This window comes from Bradyrhizobium centrosematis, from assembly GCF_045571495.1.
GTDB lineage: Bacteria > Pseudomonadota > Alphaproteobacteria > Rhizobiales > Xanthobacteraceae > Bradyrhizobium > Bradyrhizobium centrosematis.
Genome location: NZ_CP120703.1, coordinates 3,360,454 through 3,377,563 on the forward strand (window position 1 = coordinate 3,360,454; position 17,110 = coordinate 3,377,563).

Here is a 17,110-nt window from a genome sequence, read left to right on the forward strand (position 1 = left end):
TGGACGCCATGCATCCGGATGCGGCACAGCATCCCGTGTGAGGCCGCGCACGACGTCGCGACATCGTGGACTGGTTCACAGACGAAGATTGGCGCCGCGGTTCATGAAGAAAAACGGCGCAGTGCGATTTGCATCACCTGTCACGCATTTCACTTGACCGCAGACACGGCCAACTCGAAGATATTCATCAGGGGCGTTGAGGATCACCATGCTTGTGCAGGCTAGCCAAGGCCAATCCGGGGCGGCGCACGTGGTCGTGCTCGGCAACGAGAAGGGCGGCTCCGGCAAGTCGACCACCGCCTTGCACATCGCGGTTGCGCTCCTGAAGGCTGGCCAGCGTGTCGCTACCATCGATCTCGACTGCCGTCAGCAGAGCTTTACCCGCTACATCGGCAACCGCGCCGCTTGGGCGCGCCGCACCAAGCTCGACCTCGAACTGCCCGTGCATCGCTGCATCAAGCTCGGCGAGACCATGCAGATCGCCGAGAACGAGAACTCCGAGTTCCAGCAGTTCATGGAGGCGATCTCCGCGGTCGAGAGCAGCTTCGATTTCATCGTCATCGATACGCCCGGCACCGACAGCTACCTGATGCGGCTCGCGCACTCGATGGCCGACACGCTGGTCACGCCGATCAACGACAGCTTCCTCGATTTCGACGTGCTCGGCACCGTCGATGCCGCGAGCTACGCGGTGACGGGCGAGAGCCACTACGCCGAGATGGTGCGCGACGTCAGGCGCAAGCGCCGCCAGCTCGACGGTTCGACCACCGACTGGATCGTCGTGCGCAACCGCCTGTCGATGCTCGGCTCCCGCAACAAGCAGCTTGTCGCCGACGGATTGAAGGATCTGTCGCTGCGGCTCGGCTTCCGCTACGTCGACGGCTTCGCCGAGCGCGTCGTCTATCGCGAATTTTTCCCGCGCGGCCTGACCGCCCTCGACGAGATCGACGAGGCCACGCTCGGCATGCGGCCCAATCTCGGCCATCTCACTGCACGGGAAGAGGTGACGAGTCTGCTGCGCCAGCTCAAGCTGCCGCTCGACGAGCGCGGCCGTCGCCGCGCCGCCAACCGGGCCGAGTGGTTCAACCAGGTCGACAAGCCGCTCGAAGTCCACGACATCCTGGGCGTCTGAGGTATAGCGCTACTTCCGGTTGGTTTGAGCGGCCGGCTGCCGTGGGAACCGAGCCCGCGGCCGACGCGTTTTAATCCCGCATTCACTACGAAATTGAACTCGATCGGCGTCGGTTGCATCAGAGGGTGAGATGTACCCTGAATAGCCGTCGGAAAACGCGATGCTCAGAAAACGTGTGCGCCGCACAACGAAAGGGCTGCCGGTTCACAATATTTAGCCTTCCTGTCACGCGCCTGTGACATATATTAGGGAATAGGCGACAAGGGGACGAAGAGCCCCGGAAGAACACGATTTTCAACAGGGATTCAGGCCGCCAGTGCCTGAGGCTGAGGACGAAAATGAAGCGTGGAATTGCCGTTCTGGTTTCGGTCAGTGCCCTCTGCGGTGTCGCCTATTTCACGGCGAGCAAGTGGGCGATCAAGCACGAGACCATCACCTTCTACGATGCCTCGCGCGACAACCGACCCGTGCCCGTCCAGATCGCGGTACGCCGCGATAAGGAAATGCAGGCCAACGCCGGCATGATCACGCTGCCGGTTGCGGTGATCAATCACGGCAACACCGTCAAGAACACTGAATACGGCTTCCTCGCCAACATCTTCGCTGCGCGCGGCTACATGGTCGTGAGCCCGCAGCACGACTTGCCGACCGATCCTCCGATGGTCACCAAGCCCGGTGAGCTCTATGTCGGCCGGTTGCCGCAGATCCTGCGCGGCGTCGCCAACATCCATCTCGCGATGCAGGAGATGAAGAAGGTTCAGCCCAACGCCGACTACGCCAAGGTGACGATGGTCGGCCATTCCATGGGCGGCGACATCACCATGTATTTTGCCAAGCAGTATCCGGACGAGGTCAAGAAGGTCGTCACGCTGGACAATCTGCGCGTGCCCTTCGTCACCGCCGGCAAGTTCAAGATCCTGTCGTTCCGCTCGCAGGATCCGCAGTTCAAGACCGATGCAGGCGTGATCCCGTCCGACGAGGAATGCGAGAAGGCGGGCATCCAGGTCGTGAAGACCGAATTCCAGCATAACGACATGCGCGACACTGGTCCGGATGTCGCCAAGAGCTCGATCCAAAGCATGCTCGACAAATTCCTGAGCGTGACCGACAGCGAGATCGCGCCGGTCGACACGCAATCGTCCCCGCCCAAGATCCTGGAGCCTGGGCCGGTTGCGCTGATGGCGCCGGCCAAGGGCTGACGCCTCGAGGGCTGACGCCTTCGGGTCGGCGTCCTCCGCATGGTTGATTGCAATTGTGAAAGCCTCCGCCGGCTCGGCCCGCGGGGGCTTTGCACATTGACCGGGCCGCCCGCGCCGACCACATTAGATGCCCACGCGGGGTCAAGAGATGTCGGGCGAACCCATCAAGCCGCGCCGCGGCGATGCCGTCTCGGCGCAAGCGGGCGGCACGGTGCCGCAGGCCGCAACGTCGACCGCGGATGACATTGCCGCTTTCGTCGCCAAGGCGCGGGCGCTGTCACCCCATGCACCGGGTGCGAAGGGCCGGCTGATCTTCGCCTTGGATGCGACGATGAGCCGTCAACCCACCTGGGACATGGCCTGCGCGCTTCAGGCCGACATGTTTCGCGAGACCGCGGCGCTCGGCAGTCTCGATATCCGTCTCGTCTACTATCGCGGTCTGAACGAGTGCCGCGCCACCGGGTGGATCTCCGACAGCGACAGGCTCGCGGCGTTGATGAGCAAGATCGATTGCCGCGGCGGCGATACCCAGATCGGCAAGGTGCTGACGGAAGCCCGCCGCGAGGCGGTCGCATCGGGTGTGCGCGCCGTCGTCTTCGTCGGCGATGCGATGGAGGAGAAGGTCGATGAGCTCTGCGCCAAGGCCGGCGAGCTTGGCATGCTCAACGTGCCCGTGTTCGTGTTTCAGGAAGGTCATGACGCCGTCGCCGAGCAGGCCTTTCGCGAGATCGCGCGCCTGACCGGCGGTGCCTGGTGCCGGTTCGATCCAGGCGCGGCGGCGCAGTTGCGCGAGCTGCTGCGGGCGGCGGCGGCCTATGCCGCCGGCGGCCGCGAGGCATTGTTGAAATTGGCGAAGACCGCGAGCGGCGCGGCAAAACTGATCGGCCAGATGAAATAGCGCTCGGCCGTCCTGGCCCGTGACGGGGCGCATGCGATGCATTTTGCCGCCAGGGCGACTATATTCCGGTCATGACTCTGCTTGCCGGCGCCGTCGCCGTTATCACGCTTTATCTGCTGCTCCAGATGTTCCGCGCCGCCAACCCCGCGGTGCTGGCACGCGCCCTCAGATTCGGGGGCGGCGTGCTGGCGCTGGCGATCGCAGCGTTCACCGGCTTGCGCGGCGAGCTGGCGGTGGCGATCCCGCTCGGGTTTTTCGGCGCCGGGCTCCTGGGCTGGACACCGCTGGCAAACGCTGGCTTCGGCAATGTCGGCGGGCTGTTCGGCGGCGGCGCTGCGCCCGCGTCAGGACAGACCTCACGCGTGCGCTCGCAATTCCTGGATATGCGGCTCGACCACGACACCGGCCAGCTTGACGGACAGATCGTCGCCGGCCCTCACGCCGGGCGCGATCTCGGCGAGTTCGATCTCGCGAGCCTGCTGGCCATGGTCCCGACGTTCGACGCCGAGAGCGTGGCCTTACTTGAAAGCTATCTGGACCGCCGGTTTCCCGCTTGGCGTCAGAACGCGCAGGGCGATGCGGCAGGGGGGCAGCGCCGCACGGCGACGAGCGGCAAAATGACGGCGGAGGAAGCCTATCAGATCCTTGGCCTGCAGCCGGGGGCGGGGCGTGACGACATCAGCCGGGCGCACAAATCCCTGATGAAGAAACTCCATCCCGACCAGGGGGGCTCGAACTATCTCGCTGCCCGGGTAAACGAGGCCAAGGATACTCTGCTTCGTACGCATAACGGCTAACTCCGGCACCACGCCACAAACGCCCGTACCGTGTGCGCTCCGCTTGTTCCGTTTGCCGTCGCCCCGATGCCCGCCATTTCGGCGTGGTCAATCTCTTGAGTAAAAATTTAACCGTAAATTGTTGACGAGAGGTTGTCGCGGAACAGGCTCCGCGCTGGCCGAAAACAAAAATGCCCGCGCAAGGCGCGGGCATTTTGATCGGAGCGGTGCGAACGATCAGTTGCGCACGGTGATACAAGAGATGTCGGCGCGCTTCAGGGCGCGGCAGACGGCTTCGGCCTGGTCGCGCTCGAGCCCGGCGAAACGGGCGCGGTAGAGCTTGCGATTGTCCTTGGCGACGACGGGCTCGGTGAACGGATCCGCCTTGCTGAGCAGGCCGCGGGCCGAGCTGCGCGCAGCGTCGATACGCTGCTGGGCTTCGTTCTCGCTCTCGAGCGCGCCGACCTGGACGATCCAGCCGCTGTGGGTGACGGCCGGCTTGGCGGTGGCGCTCATCTGGACCGGCGCCGGATCGGCGGAGGCGAGCTTCGGAGCCGCCGAGGCGGGCGCGGCGGCCGTTGCGGCCGGCAGCACCCCGAGGATGCCGTTGCCGGTGCCGAAGCCTGCCGGCTGCCGCGGCAACTCGGTGCGGGCGACCTCGGCCTTTGGCGTTTCCGGTTGGCTGACGACCTCGGGCTTGTTGATGACATCGGCCCGGGCGACGACGGCGCCGGAGGTCTCCGCGACGTCGGAACGGGACGGAATGGCGTTGGTGACTGGCGGGGCAACTTGTGTGGGAGCGGCGGAGGCGACCTTCACGGCGCCGGCCTTGACCTGAACCGTCTTCACCCGGACCGGTTTCATCGGCTCGGACGAGCCGGGAATGATGGAGAGCGGCTGGCTCGAGATCACGCCATTGGTCAGCGGCGCCGGCTCGATCCTGGATTCCGTTGGACGAACCTCGGGCTTGGCTTCCGGCCTGGTCGGGGCCGGCGGCACCGCGGCCGTCGCCGCGGCAAGCGTCGAGAGGCGGGCGGCGAGCCGAGACGGGGCCGACTCGGGCGCAGGGGCTGCGGCCTGGACCTGCGCAGCGGGACGGGCCGGCGGCGTATCCGAGGCGTCGGCAATCTCGGTCGTTGCGTCAGCGCCATTGCGCTCGGTGACCGCGGCAACGGTGTGGACGGTCGCCGCCTTCTCAAGATTCTCCGCAAGCAGGTTGCGCATGATGGCATCGCGCGAACCGCCGCTGCGGCCGCCGAGCACCACGCCGATCAGATGGCGGTTGCCGCGGCGCATCGAGCTGACGAGATTGAAGCCGGAGGCGCGGGTGTAGCCGGTCTTGATGCCGTCCACGCCCTCGACGCTGCCGAGCAGGTGATTGTGGTTGCGGATCGACTGTCCACGCCAGTTGAACGTGGAGGTCGCAAAATAGCGATAGTAGCGCGGGAAGCGCTCCTGGATGGCGCGCCCGAGCGTGGCCTGGTCGCGCGCAGTCGTGACCTGCTCGTCGTTCGGAAGACCGTTGGCGTTGCGGTAAACGGTCTTGGACATGCCGAGCGCGCGCGCCTTGCGCGTCATCATCTGGGCAAAGTCGTCCTCGTCGCCGGCGATCGCTTCGGCGATGACCACCGCGGCGTCGTTGGCGGAGCGGGTGACGAGACCCTTGATCGCGTCCTCGACACGGATGGTCTGGCCGGCACGGAGATTGAGCTTGGTCGGATCCTGATCGGCGGCGTGCTGGGACACCGGCATCTCGGTGTCGAGCTTCATCTTGCCGGACTCAAGGCGCTCGAACAGGAGATAGAGCGTCATGATCTTGGTCAGCGAGGCGGGGTGGCGGATTCCGTCTGGGCTCGTAGCCTGCAGCACCGCGCCGGAATTGCCGTCGACGATGATCGACGCGAATTTCGGGCTGGAGCTCTCGGAGACATCGCGCTGCACCCGGTGGTGCGCATAGTGGCGGCGATGGCGCCGCGCCTCGGCGGCATCGGTGGTGAAGATGACCGCGGTGGTGACCGTAAGAAGCCCGAAAACGCCAACCCGCGCCAAGCGCGAGGAAGACAAGTTTTTACGAAGCATGGAACCCCGTCCCCGTTTCTGACTAGATCACCGGCTCGTGAGGCGAAATTGTGCCCATCGACCCGGGATCATGACCTGCTCAGGCTGTCCCTCCGCTGGTGTTCGCCGCGGGGGACGTTGGGCCTGAGCCGCTGTTCTGGCTAAGGTGATGTTCTCAAACGGCTTTTGACCGTCTGCGGAAGCTGAACACGTCCAGGGAATCAAGGTAGGGGGCTGCGGTTTCCAAAAGCTTAAAGAACCCTTGCGGGAAACCCCGGGAATCGCTGCGAATTGCGTCGAATTTTGTGCGTCGCACAAAGATTCTTGACTTTTTTGTGCGTTGCACTAATTGTGGGCAGAGTCAGGGAGCCGGAGCTTCCGACGAGAGCCAGGGAAAAGGATTCCGAAATGTTCAAGGTTGAAGACTTTCAGAACTACGGGAAAGAGCAGTTCGAGCAGTGCGTTGCGTCCGCGACCTCGGTGCAGCACGGCCTCCAGGCGATCGCCAGTGCTTATGGCGACTATACGAAGAAGTCGTTCGAAGACACCAAGTCCTTCGTCGAGAAGCTTTCCGGCGTGAAGTCGCTGGACAAGGCCATGGAAGCGCAGACCGACTTCGCGCGCTCCGCCTACGAGACCTTCGTTGCGGAATCGCAGAAGATCGCCGGGCTCTATAGCGACCTCGCCAAGCAGGCATTCAAGCCGGTCGAGACCATCGTCTCGAAGTTCACTCCGGCTGCCCAGTAACGCTTTCGGGACATCCTGGAATCGAGAGGCCCGGCTGGACCAGCCGGGCTTTTTGTTTGCGCACGGCCGATCCGTCAGCGCTCCTCGCGCAGCTTCGACAGCGACGTGCCGGTGTCCTTGAGCACCGAGACGGTCGGGCTGGCCGACGTGGCCAGATAGAACTTGTCGGTGCTGCCGTCGCAATATTGCAGCACCCTCGGGGTCGGACCGGTGCCGGTGTTCACCTGCACCGTGTAGAGCGTGATGATGGAGGGCTGGGCCTTGGCATTGTCGCACAGCTTCGTCTGCCGCGCGTCGAACCGTCTGGCTGCGCCAAATAGCCGAGTTCCTGGTCAACATGTTCTAAGCGAATTGGGCATAAATTTTTGTCAAAACGGTCCGGATTGATTAACCTTGGTCCGGATCGCCCGGACCAGGAATCGGGACTGCCGCGGCTATCGGTCGGACCTTCGCACGCTTGCGGCGAGCCGGGGGGAGGCCCATATTGCTGGCGAACGATCCGGTCCGGACCGGATCAGTCGGGAGCGGCGATCCAATAAGACGGCGCGCCTGCGCGGAGCTCCGAAGGGCGGAGTCGCCAGGCAACCGCCATTCGCTTCCGTGGGGAATTTGAACGCCTGTGCCATGCCGCAATTGACTTCCAGACTCGACCTGTCCGCGCCAGCCGCTGCCCACGCTCCTCGCATGAGCAATGACGAGAACCGTTCGGGCAGCCCGACGGGCCCGAACACCTCGGTCATCACCAAGGTCAAGCCCAAGACCAAGCGACCGAACCTCTATCGCGTGCTGATCCTGAACGACGACTACACGCCGATGGAATTCGTCGTCCATGTGCTGGAGAAGTTCTTCAACAAGGACGTCGAGGCGGCGACCAAGATCATGCTGCACGTCCATCATCACGGCATCGGCGAGTGCGGCGTGTTCACCTACGAGATCGCCGAGACCAAGGTGACGCAGGTGATGGATTTCGCCCGCAAGCACCAGCATCCGCTGCAATGTGTGATGGAAAAGAAGTAACCTCGCGGCGCGTTTGACGCCGGCCATAGAGTAAGTCGCAGCGAACTTTGCGTGAGGCCTGTGCCCACGACGTCTGGCCGGTCGGCAAAACTACGGAATTCCGCGCTGGCGCCGCTCCCGCCCAATTCGGAACGGGTTTTGCATCAAAAAGTACCACAAGTGTGGAGACGCCGAGTCGCGGAACCGGTCTTTCGCCGCGGTCTTGTATAACTATATGTGACAAAGGTTGTTGTTGCCTGACCGGGCGATCACGACCATGATGGTGGGGGCCATAGAGGACGCGAATGCCGACTTTTTCCCAAAGCCTTGAACAATCCCTGCATCGTGCGCTGGCGATCGCAAACGAGCGTCATCACCAATACGCGACGCTCGAGCATCTCTTGCTCTCTCTGATCGACGACTCCGACGCAGCCGCGGTCATGCGCGCCTGTAGCGTCGATCTCGACAAGCTCCGTACGAGCCTCGTCAATTATCTTGAGACCGAATTCGAGAACCTGGTGACGGATGGCGCCGACGACGCCAAGCCGACCGCCGGTTTCCAGCGCGTGATCCAGCGCGCCGTGATTCACGTGCAGTCGTCCGGTCGTGAAGAGGTGACCGGCGCCAACGTGCTGATCGCGATCTTCGCCGAGCGCGAGAGCCATGCCGCGTATTTCCTGCAGGAGCAGGACATGACGCGCTATGACGCGGTCAACTACATCAGCCATGGTATTGCCAAGCGGCCGGGCGTCTCCGAGGCACGGCCGGTTCGCGGCGTCGACGAGGAGACCGAAGCCAAGGGCAACGAGGACGCCAAGAAGAAGGGCGAGGCGCTCGAGACCTATTGCGTCAACCTCAACAAGAAGGCGCGCGACGGCAAGATCGATCCGGTGATCGGACGCAACTCCGAAATCAACCGCGCGATCCAGGTGCTGTGCCGCCGGCAGAAGAACAATCCGCTGTTCGTCGGTGAAGCCGGCGTCGGCAAGACCGCGATCGCGGAGGGCCTCGCCAAGCGCATCGTCGATAGCGAGGTGCCGGAAGTGCTGGCGGCCGCAACCGTGTTCTCGCTCGACATGGGCACCCTGCTCGCGGGCACACGCTATCGCGGCGACTTCGAAGAGCGTCTGAAGCAGGTGCTGAAGGAGCTCGAGGCGCATCCCAACGCGATCCTGTTCATCGACGAGATTCACACCGTGATCGGTGCGGGCGCGACGTCGGGCGGGGCGATGGATGCTTCGAACCTGCTCAAGCCTGCGCTCGCCTCGGGCACGATCCGCTGCATGGGCTCGACCACCTACAAGGAATATCGCCAGCACTTCGAGAAGGACCGCGCGCTGGTGCGGCGCTTCCAGAAGATCGACATCAACGAGCCTACGGTCGAGGACGCGATTGCGATCCTCAAGGGTCTCAAGCCGTATTTCGAGGACTACCACCGGCTGAAGTACACCAACGAGGCGATCGAGGCGGCGGTGCAGTTGTCCTCGCGCTACATCCACGACCGCAAGCTGCCGGACAAGGCGATCGACGTGATCGACGAATCCGGCGCGGCGCAGATGCTGGTGGCCGAGAACAAGCGCAAGAAGACCATCGGCATCAAGGAGATCGAGACCACGATCGCCTCGATGGCGCGGATTCCGCCCAAGAGCGTGTCGAAGGACGATGCCGAGGTGCTCAAGCATCTCGAGCAGACTTTGAAGCGCACCGTGTTCGGCCAGGACAAGGCGATCGAGTCGCTCGCCGCTTCGATCAAGCTGGCGCGTGCCGGCCTGCGGGAGCCGGAGAAGCCGATCGGCTGCTACCTGTTCTCTGGTCCCACCGGCGTCGGCAAGACCGAAGTTGCAAAACAGCTCGCGGCGACGCTGGGCGTCGAGCTGCTGCGCTTCGACATGTCCGAGTACATGGAGCGGCACACCGTGTCGCGCCTGATCGGCGCGCCTCCCGGCTATGTCGGCTTCGACCAGGGTGGCCTGCTCACCGACGGCGTCGACCAGCATCCGCATTGCGTGGTGCTGCTCGATGAAATCGAGAAGGCGCATCCCGACCTCTACAACGTGCTGCTCCAGATCATGGATCACGGCCGGCTCACCGACCATAACGGCAAGCAGGTCAATTTCCGCAACGTGATTCTGATCATGACCACGAATGCGGGGGCGGCGGACCTTGCCAAGCAGGCGTTCGGCTTCACGCGTTCGAAGCGGGAAGGCGACGACCACGAGGCGATCAACCGGCAGTTCGCGCCGGAATTCCGCAACCGCCTCGATGCCATCGTCTCGTTCGGCCATCTCAGCGTCGAGGTGATCGGCACCGTGGTCGAGAAGTTCGTGCTTCAGCTCGAGGCTCAACTTGGCGACCGCGATGTCACGATCGAGCTGTCCGAGCCGGCCAAGACTTGGCTGGTCCAGCACGGCTACGACGAGCAGATGGGCGCGCGGCCGATGGCCCGCGTGATCCAGGAGCACATCAAGAAGCCGCTGGCGGACGAGGTGCTGTTCGGCAAGCTGAAGGGTGGCGGCCACGTCCGCGTCGTTCTGGTCAAGGACGAGGCTGACGAGACCAAGGAGAAGATCGGCTTCGAATTCGTCGAGGGCCCGGTCACGCCAAAGCAGGAGAAGCTGCCGGGCGCTCGCAAGCGTCCGCCGGGCAAGTCCAAGCCGGGCGGCCCCGGCGGCTCGAAGGGGCCGACCTCCAAGGGCCCGCTGGTCAAGGCTTGATCCAGAGCGCATCATCAATCGAAAGGCCGGCCGTGGAGCCGGCCTTTTTGTTGTCAGCCATCCGTTCCGTGAACGGCCTCAGTCGCCCCGCAGGCGCTGATCGTCCTGCACCCGGACGTGCTCGGCACCGCGCGCGCCGGCGGGAGACAGCCGCAGCATGCTCAGCAACGCCCCGCACAATGCAAATCCGACGCCTGCGAGGAGTGCCAGCCTAGTCCCATCGGTCGGATAGCGGCCGAGCAGCAGCGCCACGAGTGCAGCGCCCGTGGTCTGGCCCAGCAGGCGCGCCGTTCCCAGCATGCCGCTGGCGCCGCCGGCCCGCTCGCGCGGGGCTGCGGCGATCATGGTCCGGTTGTTGGGAGTCTGGAACAGACCGAACCCCGCGCCCGCCAGTGCCATGCGCCAGATCACCTCGAACGGAGTCGGCTCCGCGGGCAGGAAAGCGAGCGCGGCAAGGCCGCAGGCGAACAGTGTGAGCCCGATGCCGCCGAGCAGGCCGGCCGGATAACGCTCGACCAGGCGGCCGGCCAGCGGCGCCGCGAACGCCACCGCGATCGGCCATGGCGTGATCAAGAGGCCCATATGCACCGCCGAATAGCCGAAGCGGCTCTGGAGATAGAAGGGAATCGCGACGAAGGCGAGCATCTGCCCGCAGAACGAGGCAATCGAGGTCGCAATCGACAGCGCGAACACCGGGATGCGCAACAGGTCGACCGGCAAGAGCGGCGAGGTCATGTGGGTCTCGCGGTAGATCAGCAGCGCCCCCGCGACGAGAGCGACGGCGAACTGGATCAGGCAGGTGACCGCTGCCTCGCCATGACCGACGCTGTCGACGGCAGCGATACCGACGCCGAACGTGATCGCGGACAGCCCCGCGCTCTGCCAATCGAACGAATGGCTGGCGAGCTTGGTATGCGGCAGGCTGCGCAGGCCCAGCAACAACGTCGCCGCGCCCAGCGGCACGTTGATGGCGAACAGCCAGGGCCAGCTTCCGACCGCGAGGATGCCCGCAGCAAGGGTCGGGCCGATTGCAGCGGAGAACGCCACGACGAGCGCGTTGAGACCGATGCCGCGGCCGAGCTGGTTGCGCGGGTAGGTGAAGCGCACCAGCGCCGAGTTGACGCTCATGATGCCGGCGGCGCCAAAGCCCTGGATGATGCGCGCGACGGTCAGCAGCGGCAGCGTATGGGCCAGCGCGCAGAAGGCGGATGCCAGCGTGAACAGCACCAGCCCGACCAGATAGACGCGGCGATAACCGACGATCTCGCCGAGCGAGGCCAGCGGCAGCAGCGAGATCGTGATCGCGAGCTGGTAGCCGTTGACGATCCAGATCGAAAAGGCCGGACTCGCATCGAGGTCGGCCGCGATCGTCGGCAGTGCGACATTGGCAATGGCGCTGTCGACAACGGCCATGATGATGCCGAGCGCGATGGTCAGCACCGCCTGATTGCGCTGCGGCTGCGGCAGGCCGTCGGCGTGCTCGATGGGGGCGGACGACATGAGGGAGGCGCGGTTGATTCGAGCCGTGGTTCATCTCCGAATAGGAAATCGCCGGACCGACAGCAACCCGTCAGGCTACGCCCAGTTCCCGTGATGGAAGCGAACCTCCCGGCGCGGCAAACGCGGCTGGCTCACCAGCGCGCAGTCGACTTTCCGAAGATGTAAAGCGCGATGAGGCCGATCGTCACCGCCGTCGAAAAAACCAGGATGCGGCGATCCCAGTCGATCCGCGTCCGCTCGGCGCGGTTCAGACTGAGGGCGGTGAACAGGGCCTTCATCGCAAATCGGCGCATCGGGGGCCTCGCGAGGCCGCACGGTGCCACGACCGCAATGCGCCGGCTTGATGCAGCTCAAAGGAGGCCGCGCCCTATACCGCCGGCGGGTTCCGGTCGATGAAGGTCGTCCGCTGGTGCCAGTAGGGATAGGGCAGCGTCACCGTGCTCGCCGCGTCGAGCTTCGCGATCTGGTCCTTGGTCAGCGACCAGCCGACCGCGCCGAGATTCTCGCGCAGCTGCGCCTCGTTGCGCGCGCCGATGATCAGCGTCGACACCGTGGGGCGCTGCAGCAGCCAGTTCAGCGCAATCTGCGATACGCTCTTTCCGGTTTCCTTTGCGACGTCGTCGATGGCGTCGACGACACGATAGACGTGTTCGTCCGGCACGGGCGGGCCGAACTCGGCGGTCTTGGGCAGGCGGCTCACCTCGGGCCTGGGCTGACCCCGGCGGATCTTGCCGGTGAGGCGTCCCCATCCAAGCGGCGACCAGACCACCGCGCCGAGTCCCTGGTCGACGCCGAGCGGCATCAGCTCCCATTCGTAGTCGCGGCCGATCAGCGAATAATAGGTCTGGTTGGCGACGTAGCGCGGAAAGCCGTGCTTGTCGGCCACGGCGAGCGACTTCATCAGGTGCCAGCCTGAGAAATTCGAGACGCCGACATAGCGGATCTTGCCGGCGCGCACGAGCACGTCGAGGGTTGAAAGCACCTCTTCGGGCGGCGTGAAGGCGTCGAAGCCATGAAGCTGGAACAGGTCGATGTAATCGGTGCCGAGCCGGCTCAGCGAGCCGTCGATGGCGGAGAGCAGATGCTGCCGTGACGAGCCGAGGTCGTTGGGGCCCTCGCCAAAGCGGAAGGTGGCCTTGGTCGAGATCAGCACCTTGTCACGGCGGCCCTTGACGGCTTCGCCGAGAACGCGCTCGGACTCGCCGAGCGAATAGACGTCCGCGGTGTCGAACATCGACACGCCGGCCTCGAGGCAGATGTCCAAGAGGCGCCGCGCTTCGGTCGCATCCGTCGAGCCCCACGCCGCGAGGCGGCCGACGCCGCCGAAGGTGCCGGTGCCGAGGCTCAGAGCGGGCACCATGAGGCCGGACCGGCCCAAGCGTCGGTATTCCATCGATATGTTCCTCGGCTGGCTGCTGATTGATCGTTGCGGCCTTGTGCCGAAGTTAGCGCAAGCAAGCGCTTCGTCCTATCACGCGCGCACATACCCGCCTTGCTTTCGACATCCGCCTAGTCGTGCAACAGCATGTCATCGAGCGCCGCGTCGGCAACGCGCGGGCCGACCGTCTTGGCCGGATGCTGGGCCTCGCTCTGCGTTGCAGGCGCGGGGAAGCAGGCAATTTCGCCGTGGCGCACCTGCCGCGGCAAGAGCGTCAGGCCCCAGCCGACCAGAACCAGCACCGCGAGCCGGATCGCGATCACACCCAGCAGCAGCTCCGTTCCGCTTATCGTGGCGTGTGTCCTCATGCACGCCACCCTGATGCAGGCGGCAAGGCCTGACAATCTGGATTTCACGAGCCTTGCCTTCGCCCCGAGCGAAGGCTCCGGCCAATGGCTGCGTGGATCTCAGTGCCGCAACTGGCTGTGCCGGAAATCGCGCGGCGACATGCCGAAATGCTCACGGAAGACGCGGCCGAAATGCGAGAGGTCGTTGAAACCCCAGGCGAAGGCGATCTCGCTGATGTGGCGATGGACGAGCAGGGGCGAGGCGAGGTCGCGCCGGCAATGGGCGAGGCGTTCGACGAGGACGAAGCGCTGGAACGAAGTCTCTTCGTCGGCGAGGAGGTCGTTCACGTAGCGCGGCGAGATGCGGAGCGCCGCCGCAGTCTCCTGCAATGAAAGGTCGGGGTCTGCGAGATGAGCGCGGACGTGCGCCTTGAGCCGGTAGATCAGTGCGAAGCGGTGGGTCGAGGACGGCAGCGACGTCTTGCCGAGCCGTTCGCTCAGCGCCATCGCGAGCAAATCGACGGCCTGCTCGGACAACGCGGCGGCGTTGTCCGAGGGGAGGCGGTCGGCGCTTTGGCAAAGCCGGAAGACGAAGTCGTAGGCGAGCCGCTCGAGCGGAGCGTCAGCACCGAACGACATCGCGGTCAGCGTCTCGGTGCCGCCGAGCCGGCGCTGCAACATCTCGCGCGGCACCTTGAAGATGGTCTGGGTGAAAGCATCTTTGAACTTCAGCTCATAGGGGCGCGTGGTGTCGTAGAGCGCGAATTCGCCGGGATGAATCACGGTCTCGCGGCCGTCCTGCACCACGCCGCCGTCACCGCGGTGGCCGAGTGCGATCAGGACGAAATCCTGATCCGACCGCGCGATGCGCGAGGGCGTGCGGAAGACGTGCTGGCGATCGGAGCACACCTCCGAGCACACCGCCTTGCCGAGTGGGACCTGCGTCACCGAACCGCGAAAGGCGCTGCCGAGATCGGACTTGCAGTCGAGGCCGACGAAGACGTCGCAGACGATGTCCTGCCAGAGTGCGAGCCGCCGATAGCCGGGACTGCCGTCCGTCGTGAACTGGATTGGCATTGGGACAGCCTCCCTTTCACATCCCGCAATACCGCCTGACCGCAGGCAAGTTCCATACCGGGGGCGCCGGTCGCGTCCAGTCGAGTTTTTGTTCCGCTGCGGTCGAGCGCGCGGCCGCCCGGCTTGGCCAAATAGACTGCATCGGAGATGGCTTCCGATCAACCGGCAAGGGAGGCGGCAATGGGCATCGAACATCCGAAATACAAGGTGGCGGTGGTGCAGGCTGCGCCGGCCTGGCTCGACCTCGACGCCTCGATCGACAAGTCGATCGCGCTGATCAGGGAAGCCGCGGAAATGGGCGCCAAGCTGATCGCCTTTCCGGAGGCCTTCATCCCTGGTTACCCCTGGCATATCTGGCTGGACTCGCCGGCCTGGGCGATCGGCCGCGGCTTCGTGCAGCGCTATTTCGACAACTCGTTGTCCTATGACAGCCCGCAGGCCGAGCGGCTGCGCGATGCCGTGCGCAAGGCAAAGCTCACCGCCGTGATCGGCCTGTCCGAACGCGACCGCGGCAGCCTTTACTTGGCGCAATGGCTGATCGGCCCCGACGGCGAGACCATCGCAAAGCGTCGCAAGCTGCGGCCGACCCATGCCGAGCGCACGGTCTATGGCGAGGGCGACGGCAGCGATCTTGCGGTGCATGCGCGGCCCGACATCGGCCGTCTCGGCGCGCTGTGCTGCTGGGAGCATCTGCAGCCGCTATCGAAATACGCGATGTACGCCCAGAACGAGCAGGTGCATGTCGCGGCCTGGCCGAGCTTCTCGCTCTACGATCCCTTCGCGCCGGCGCTGGGGGCCGAGGTCAACAACGCCGCCTCGCGCGTCTATGCGGTGGAGGGCTCCTGCTTCGTGCTGGCGCCTTGCGCGACGGTGTCACAGGCCATGATCGACGAGCTCTGCGACCGGCCAGACAAGCATGCGCTGCTGCATGCCGGCGGCGGCTTTGCCGCGATCTACGGCCCCGACGGCAGCCAGATCGGCGACAAGCTGGCGCCGGACCAGGAAGGGCTATTGATCGCCGAGATCAATCTCGGTGCCATCGGCGTCGCCAAGAACGCGGCAGACCCGGCCGGCCATTATTCGCGTCCCGACGTGACGCGGCTGCTGCTGAACAAGAAGCGATACCAGCGCGTCGAGCAGTTCGCACTGCCGGTGGACACCGTCGAGCCGACGGACATCGCCGCGGCGGCAAGCTGATCACTGCAATCGAGGGGAGGACACGGCCATGGAATCCGCAATTCCTCGGCATCTCGAGACTCAGCGTACGCGCCACAAGCGCGTGCCGGACGATTACCAGCCGCCATATCCGTCCTTCGTGGCGCGCTACAAGCCGGGTGTGAGCCGCGTCGTGATGGCCTATTTCGGCATGCAGTATCGCGGCGCCGCACCGAATGTCGCAACGGAGGCGCTTGCCGAGATTGCGCGCCGGTTCGTTGCGGCAGGCGGCCCCTTGCATTGGGACCGCGCCCGTTACCTCGACCAGGCCGGCCATGAGACCATCGTCTCGGCCGCCTATTGGGACAATATCGCGCGTTTCGACACCTGGTTCGAACCGGCGCGCGAGGCCTGGACCGGACAGCCGCGCGAGGGCATCGGCACCTTCATCGAGGTGCTGCGTCCCACCGTGGCGCGGCACGAGACGCTGTTCTCCTCGCCCGACCGTACCGAGGGCGTCGCCGCGATCGCCGACGCCATGAGCGGCGAGGTTCAGGAGCATGCCTATTGGGGTGGCATGCGCGACCGTATCTCGCTCTCCCAAACCGACGCGATGGCGCCTAGCGGCACGCCGGAGCTGATCCGCGACGGCGACCGTCTTCGCGTCGTGGCGCACGACAATCTCTGCCTGATCCGTTCCGGACAGGATTGGAGCGACACCGAAGCATCGGAACGCAGGCTCTATCTTGACGATGTCGAGCCGGTGCTGCGCGAGGGCATGAATTTCCTGCGCGACGACGGTCTTGCGATCGGCTGCTATGCCAACCGCTACATGCAGGTGCTCTCGGCCGACGGCCGTGCGAGTGAAAAGTCCTATGGCCAGAGCTGGTGGAAAAGCCTCGCCGCGCTGGAGCGCTGGGCAGAGTCGCATCCGACCCATGTCCGGATTTTTGGCGCGGCGATGAAATACCTCTCGACGCTCGGGCCGTCAGCCAGGCTGCGGCTCTATCACGAGGTCACGGTGGCGGCCGCGGACGAGCAGTTCTTCGAATATCTGAATTGTCACCCGAAAACGGGCATGCTGGCCGCGGTGCAGACGGTCGGAGCCTGATCGGCTAGAGCGCGATGAGATT

16 protein-coding genes are annotated in these 17,110 nt (G+C 64.9%); 9 read left to right on the forward strand and 7 right to left on the reverse strand.

The annotated features are described in order from the left end of the window. Nucleotides 1–208 precede the first annotated feature (208 nt). The 4 genes from P6U31_RS16260 to P6U31_RS16275 all read left to right on the forward strand — a co-directional run bounded on the left by P6U31_RS16260 (nucleotide 209) and on the right by P6U31_RS16275 (nucleotide 4,026). Entirely contained in the window at nucleotides 209–1,132 is a 924-nt protein-coding gene (locus tag P6U31_RS16260) for a division plane positioning ATPase MipZ (protein WP_407189398.1), read from the forward strand. 338 nt (nucleotides 1,133–1,470) lie between these two features. Continuing rightward, nucleotides 1,471–2,331, forward strand: coding sequence for an alpha/beta fold hydrolase (locus tag P6U31_RS16265; RefSeq protein ID WP_407189399.1), 861 nt, complete (start codon nucleotides 1,471–1,473; stop codon nucleotides 2,329–2,331). 148 nt (nucleotides 2,332–2,479) lie between these two features. After that, the gene (locus P6U31_RS16270; RefSeq protein WP_407189400.1) at nucleotides 2,480–3,229 is read left to right on the forward strand and encodes a VWA domain-containing protein; all 750 of its coding nucleotides are present in this window, start codon (nucleotides 2,480–2,482) and stop codon (nucleotides 3,227–3,229) included. Nucleotides 3,230–3,300: 71 nt separating this feature from the next. After that, the gene (locus P6U31_RS16275; protein ID WP_407189401.1) at nucleotides 3,301–4,026 is read left to right on the forward strand and encodes a DnaJ domain-containing protein; all 726 of its coding nucleotides are present in this window, start codon (nucleotides 3,301–3,303) and stop codon (nucleotides 4,024–4,026) included. A 216-nt stretch (nucleotides 4,027–4,242) separates the two neighbouring features. Here the strand turns inward: P6U31_RS16275 and P6U31_RS16280 are convergent, their stop codons facing one another. Continuing rightward, the gene (locus tag P6U31_RS16280; RefSeq protein ID WP_407189402.1) at nucleotides 4,243–6,084 is read right to left on the reverse strand and encodes a serine hydrolase; all 1,842 of its coding nucleotides are present in this window, start codon (nucleotides 6,082–6,084) and stop codon (nucleotides 4,243–4,245) included. A gap of 387 nt (nucleotides 6,085–6,471) precedes the next feature. Between P6U31_RS16280 and P6U31_RS16285 the strand changes: the two genes are divergently transcribed. Further along, a complete protein-coding gene (locus P6U31_RS16285; protein WP_128920536.1) occupies nucleotides 6,472–6,810 on the forward strand; it encodes a phasin family protein in 339 nt (112 codons plus the stop codon). Nucleotides 6,811–6,884: 74 nt separating this feature from the next. Here the strand turns inward: P6U31_RS16285 and P6U31_RS16290 are convergent, their stop codons facing one another. After that, nucleotides 6,885–7,040, reverse strand: coding sequence for a hypothetical protein (locus P6U31_RS16290; protein ID WP_407189403.1), 156 nt, complete (start codon nucleotides 7,038–7,040; stop codon nucleotides 6,885–6,887). 454 nt (nucleotides 7,041–7,494) lie between these two features. Between P6U31_RS16290 and clpS the strand changes: the two genes are divergently transcribed. Both clpS and clpA read left to right on the forward strand, forming a co-directional pair. After that, the gene (gene clpS, locus P6U31_RS16295; protein WP_164937793.1) at nucleotides 7,495–7,827 is read left to right on the forward strand and encodes an ATP-dependent Clp protease adapter ClpS; all 333 of its coding nucleotides are present in this window, start codon (nucleotides 7,495–7,497) and stop codon (nucleotides 7,825–7,827) included. 284 nt (nucleotides 7,828–8,111) lie between these two features. Beyond that, nucleotides 8,112–10,520 carry an ATP-dependent Clp protease ATP-binding subunit ClpA gene (gene clpA / locus P6U31_RS16300; RefSeq protein WP_124157900.1) on the forward strand — a complete coding sequence of 803 codons (2,409 nt, stop codon included), beginning with the start codon at nucleotides 8,112–8,114 and terminating at the stop codon, nucleotides 10,518–10,520. 78 nt (nucleotides 10,521–10,598) lie between these two features. On the opposite strand, the gene P6U31_RS16305 is transcribed toward clpA, so the two are convergent. The 5 genes from P6U31_RS16305 to P6U31_RS16325 form a co-directional block, all read right to left on the reverse strand. After that, the gene (locus P6U31_RS16305; RefSeq protein WP_407189404.1) at nucleotides 10,599–12,020 is read right to left on the reverse strand and encodes an MFS transporter; all 1,422 of its coding nucleotides are present in this window, start codon (nucleotides 12,018–12,020) and stop codon (nucleotides 10,599–10,601) included. 131 nt (nucleotides 12,021–12,151) lie between these two features. After that, nucleotides 12,152–12,313, reverse strand: a complete 162-nt coding sequence (locus P6U31_RS16310; protein WP_407189405.1) for a hypothetical protein — start codon at nucleotides 12,311–12,313, stop codon at nucleotides 12,152–12,154. A gap of 74 nt (nucleotides 12,314–12,387) precedes the next feature. Continuing rightward, nucleotides 12,388–13,413, reverse strand: coding sequence for an aldo/keto reductase (locus P6U31_RS16315; RefSeq protein ID WP_407189406.1), 1,026 nt, complete (start codon nucleotides 13,411–13,413; stop codon nucleotides 12,388–12,390). Between the two features lie 116 nt (nucleotides 13,414–13,529). Further along, on the reverse strand, nucleotides 13,530–13,766 hold the full coding sequence (locus tag P6U31_RS16320) for a hypothetical protein (protein ID WP_407189407.1): 237 nt from the start codon (nucleotides 13,764–13,766) through the stop codon (nucleotides 13,530–13,532). 99 nt (nucleotides 13,767–13,865) lie between these two features. Further along, on the reverse strand, nucleotides 13,866–14,822 hold the full coding sequence (locus P6U31_RS16325) for a helix-turn-helix domain-containing protein (protein ID WP_407189408.1): 957 nt from the start codon (nucleotides 14,820–14,822) through the stop codon (nucleotides 13,866–13,868). Nucleotides 14,823–15,002: 180 nt separating this feature from the next. Here P6U31_RS16325 and P6U31_RS16330 point away from each other — a divergent pair, with 180 nt between their 5' ends. Together P6U31_RS16330 and P6U31_RS16335 are read left to right on the forward strand one after the other, a co-directional pair. Further along, nucleotides 15,003–16,019, forward strand: a complete 1,017-nt coding sequence (locus tag P6U31_RS16330) for a carbon-nitrogen hydrolase family protein (RefSeq protein ID WP_407189409.1) — start codon at nucleotides 15,003–15,005, stop codon at nucleotides 16,017–16,019. 28 nt (nucleotides 16,020–16,047) lie between these two features. Next, nucleotides 16,048–17,088: a phenylacetaldoxime dehydratase family protein gene (locus P6U31_RS16335; RefSeq protein ID WP_407189410.1), complete on the forward strand. Its 1,041-nt coding sequence runs from the start codon at nucleotides 16,048–16,050 to the stop codon at nucleotides 17,086–17,088. The last annotated feature ends 22 nt before the right edge of the window (nucleotides 17,089–17,110 follow it).

Coding starts and splice junctions, on each gene's coding strand:
- P6U31_RS16260 (WP_407189398.1), top strand. CDS start 209: ATGCTTGTGCAGGCTAGCCAAGGCCAATCCGGGGCGGCGCACGTGGTC.
- P6U31_RS16265 (WP_407189399.1), top strand. CDS start 1,471: ATGAAGCGTGGAATTGCCGTTCTGGTTTCGGTCAGTGCCCTCTGCGGT.
- P6U31_RS16270 (WP_407189400.1), top strand. CDS start 2,480: ATGTCGGGCGAACCCATCAAGCCGCGCCGCGGCGATGCCGTCTCGGCG.
- P6U31_RS16275 (WP_407189401.1), top strand. CDS start 3,301: ATGACTCTGCTTGCCGGCGCCGTCGCCGTTATCACGCTTTATCTGCTG.
- P6U31_RS16280 (WP_407189402.1), bottom strand. CDS start 6,084: ATGCTTCGTAAAAACTTGTCTTCCTCGCGCTTGGCGCGGGTTGGCGTT.
- P6U31_RS16285 (WP_128920536.1), top strand. CDS start 6,472: ATGTTCAAGGTTGAAGACTTTCAGAACTACGGGAAAGAGCAGTTCGAG.
- clpS (WP_164937793.1), top strand. CDS start 7,495: ATGAGCAATGACGAGAACCGTTCGGGCAGCCCGACGGGCCCGAACACC.
- clpA (WP_124157900.1), top strand. CDS start 8,112: ATGCCGACTTTTTCCCAAAGCCTTGAACAATCCCTGCATCGTGCGCTG.
- P6U31_RS16305 (WP_407189404.1), bottom strand. CDS start 12,020: ATGTCGTCCGCCCCCATCGAGCACGCCGACGGCCTGCCGCAGCCGCAG.
- P6U31_RS16310 (WP_407189405.1), bottom strand. CDS start 12,313: ATGCGCCGATTTGCGATGAAGGCCCTGTTCACCGCCCTCAGTCTGAAC.
- P6U31_RS16315 (WP_407189406.1), bottom strand. CDS start 13,413: ATGGAATACCGACGCTTGGGCCGGTCCGGCCTCATGGTGCCCGCTCTG.
- P6U31_RS16320 (WP_407189407.1), bottom strand. CDS start 13,766: ATGAGGACACACGCCACGATAAGCGGAACGGAGCTGCTGCTGGGTGTG.
- P6U31_RS16325 (WP_407189408.1), bottom strand. CDS start 14,822: ATGCCAATCCAGTTCACGACGGACGGCAGTCCCGGCTATCGGCGGCTC.
- P6U31_RS16330 (WP_407189409.1), top strand. CDS start 15,003: ATGGGCATCGAACATCCGAAATACAAGGTGGCGGTGGTGCAGGCTGCG.
- P6U31_RS16335 (WP_407189410.1), top strand. CDS start 16,048: ATGGAATCCGCAATTCCTCGGCATCTCGAGACTCAGCGTACGCGCCAC.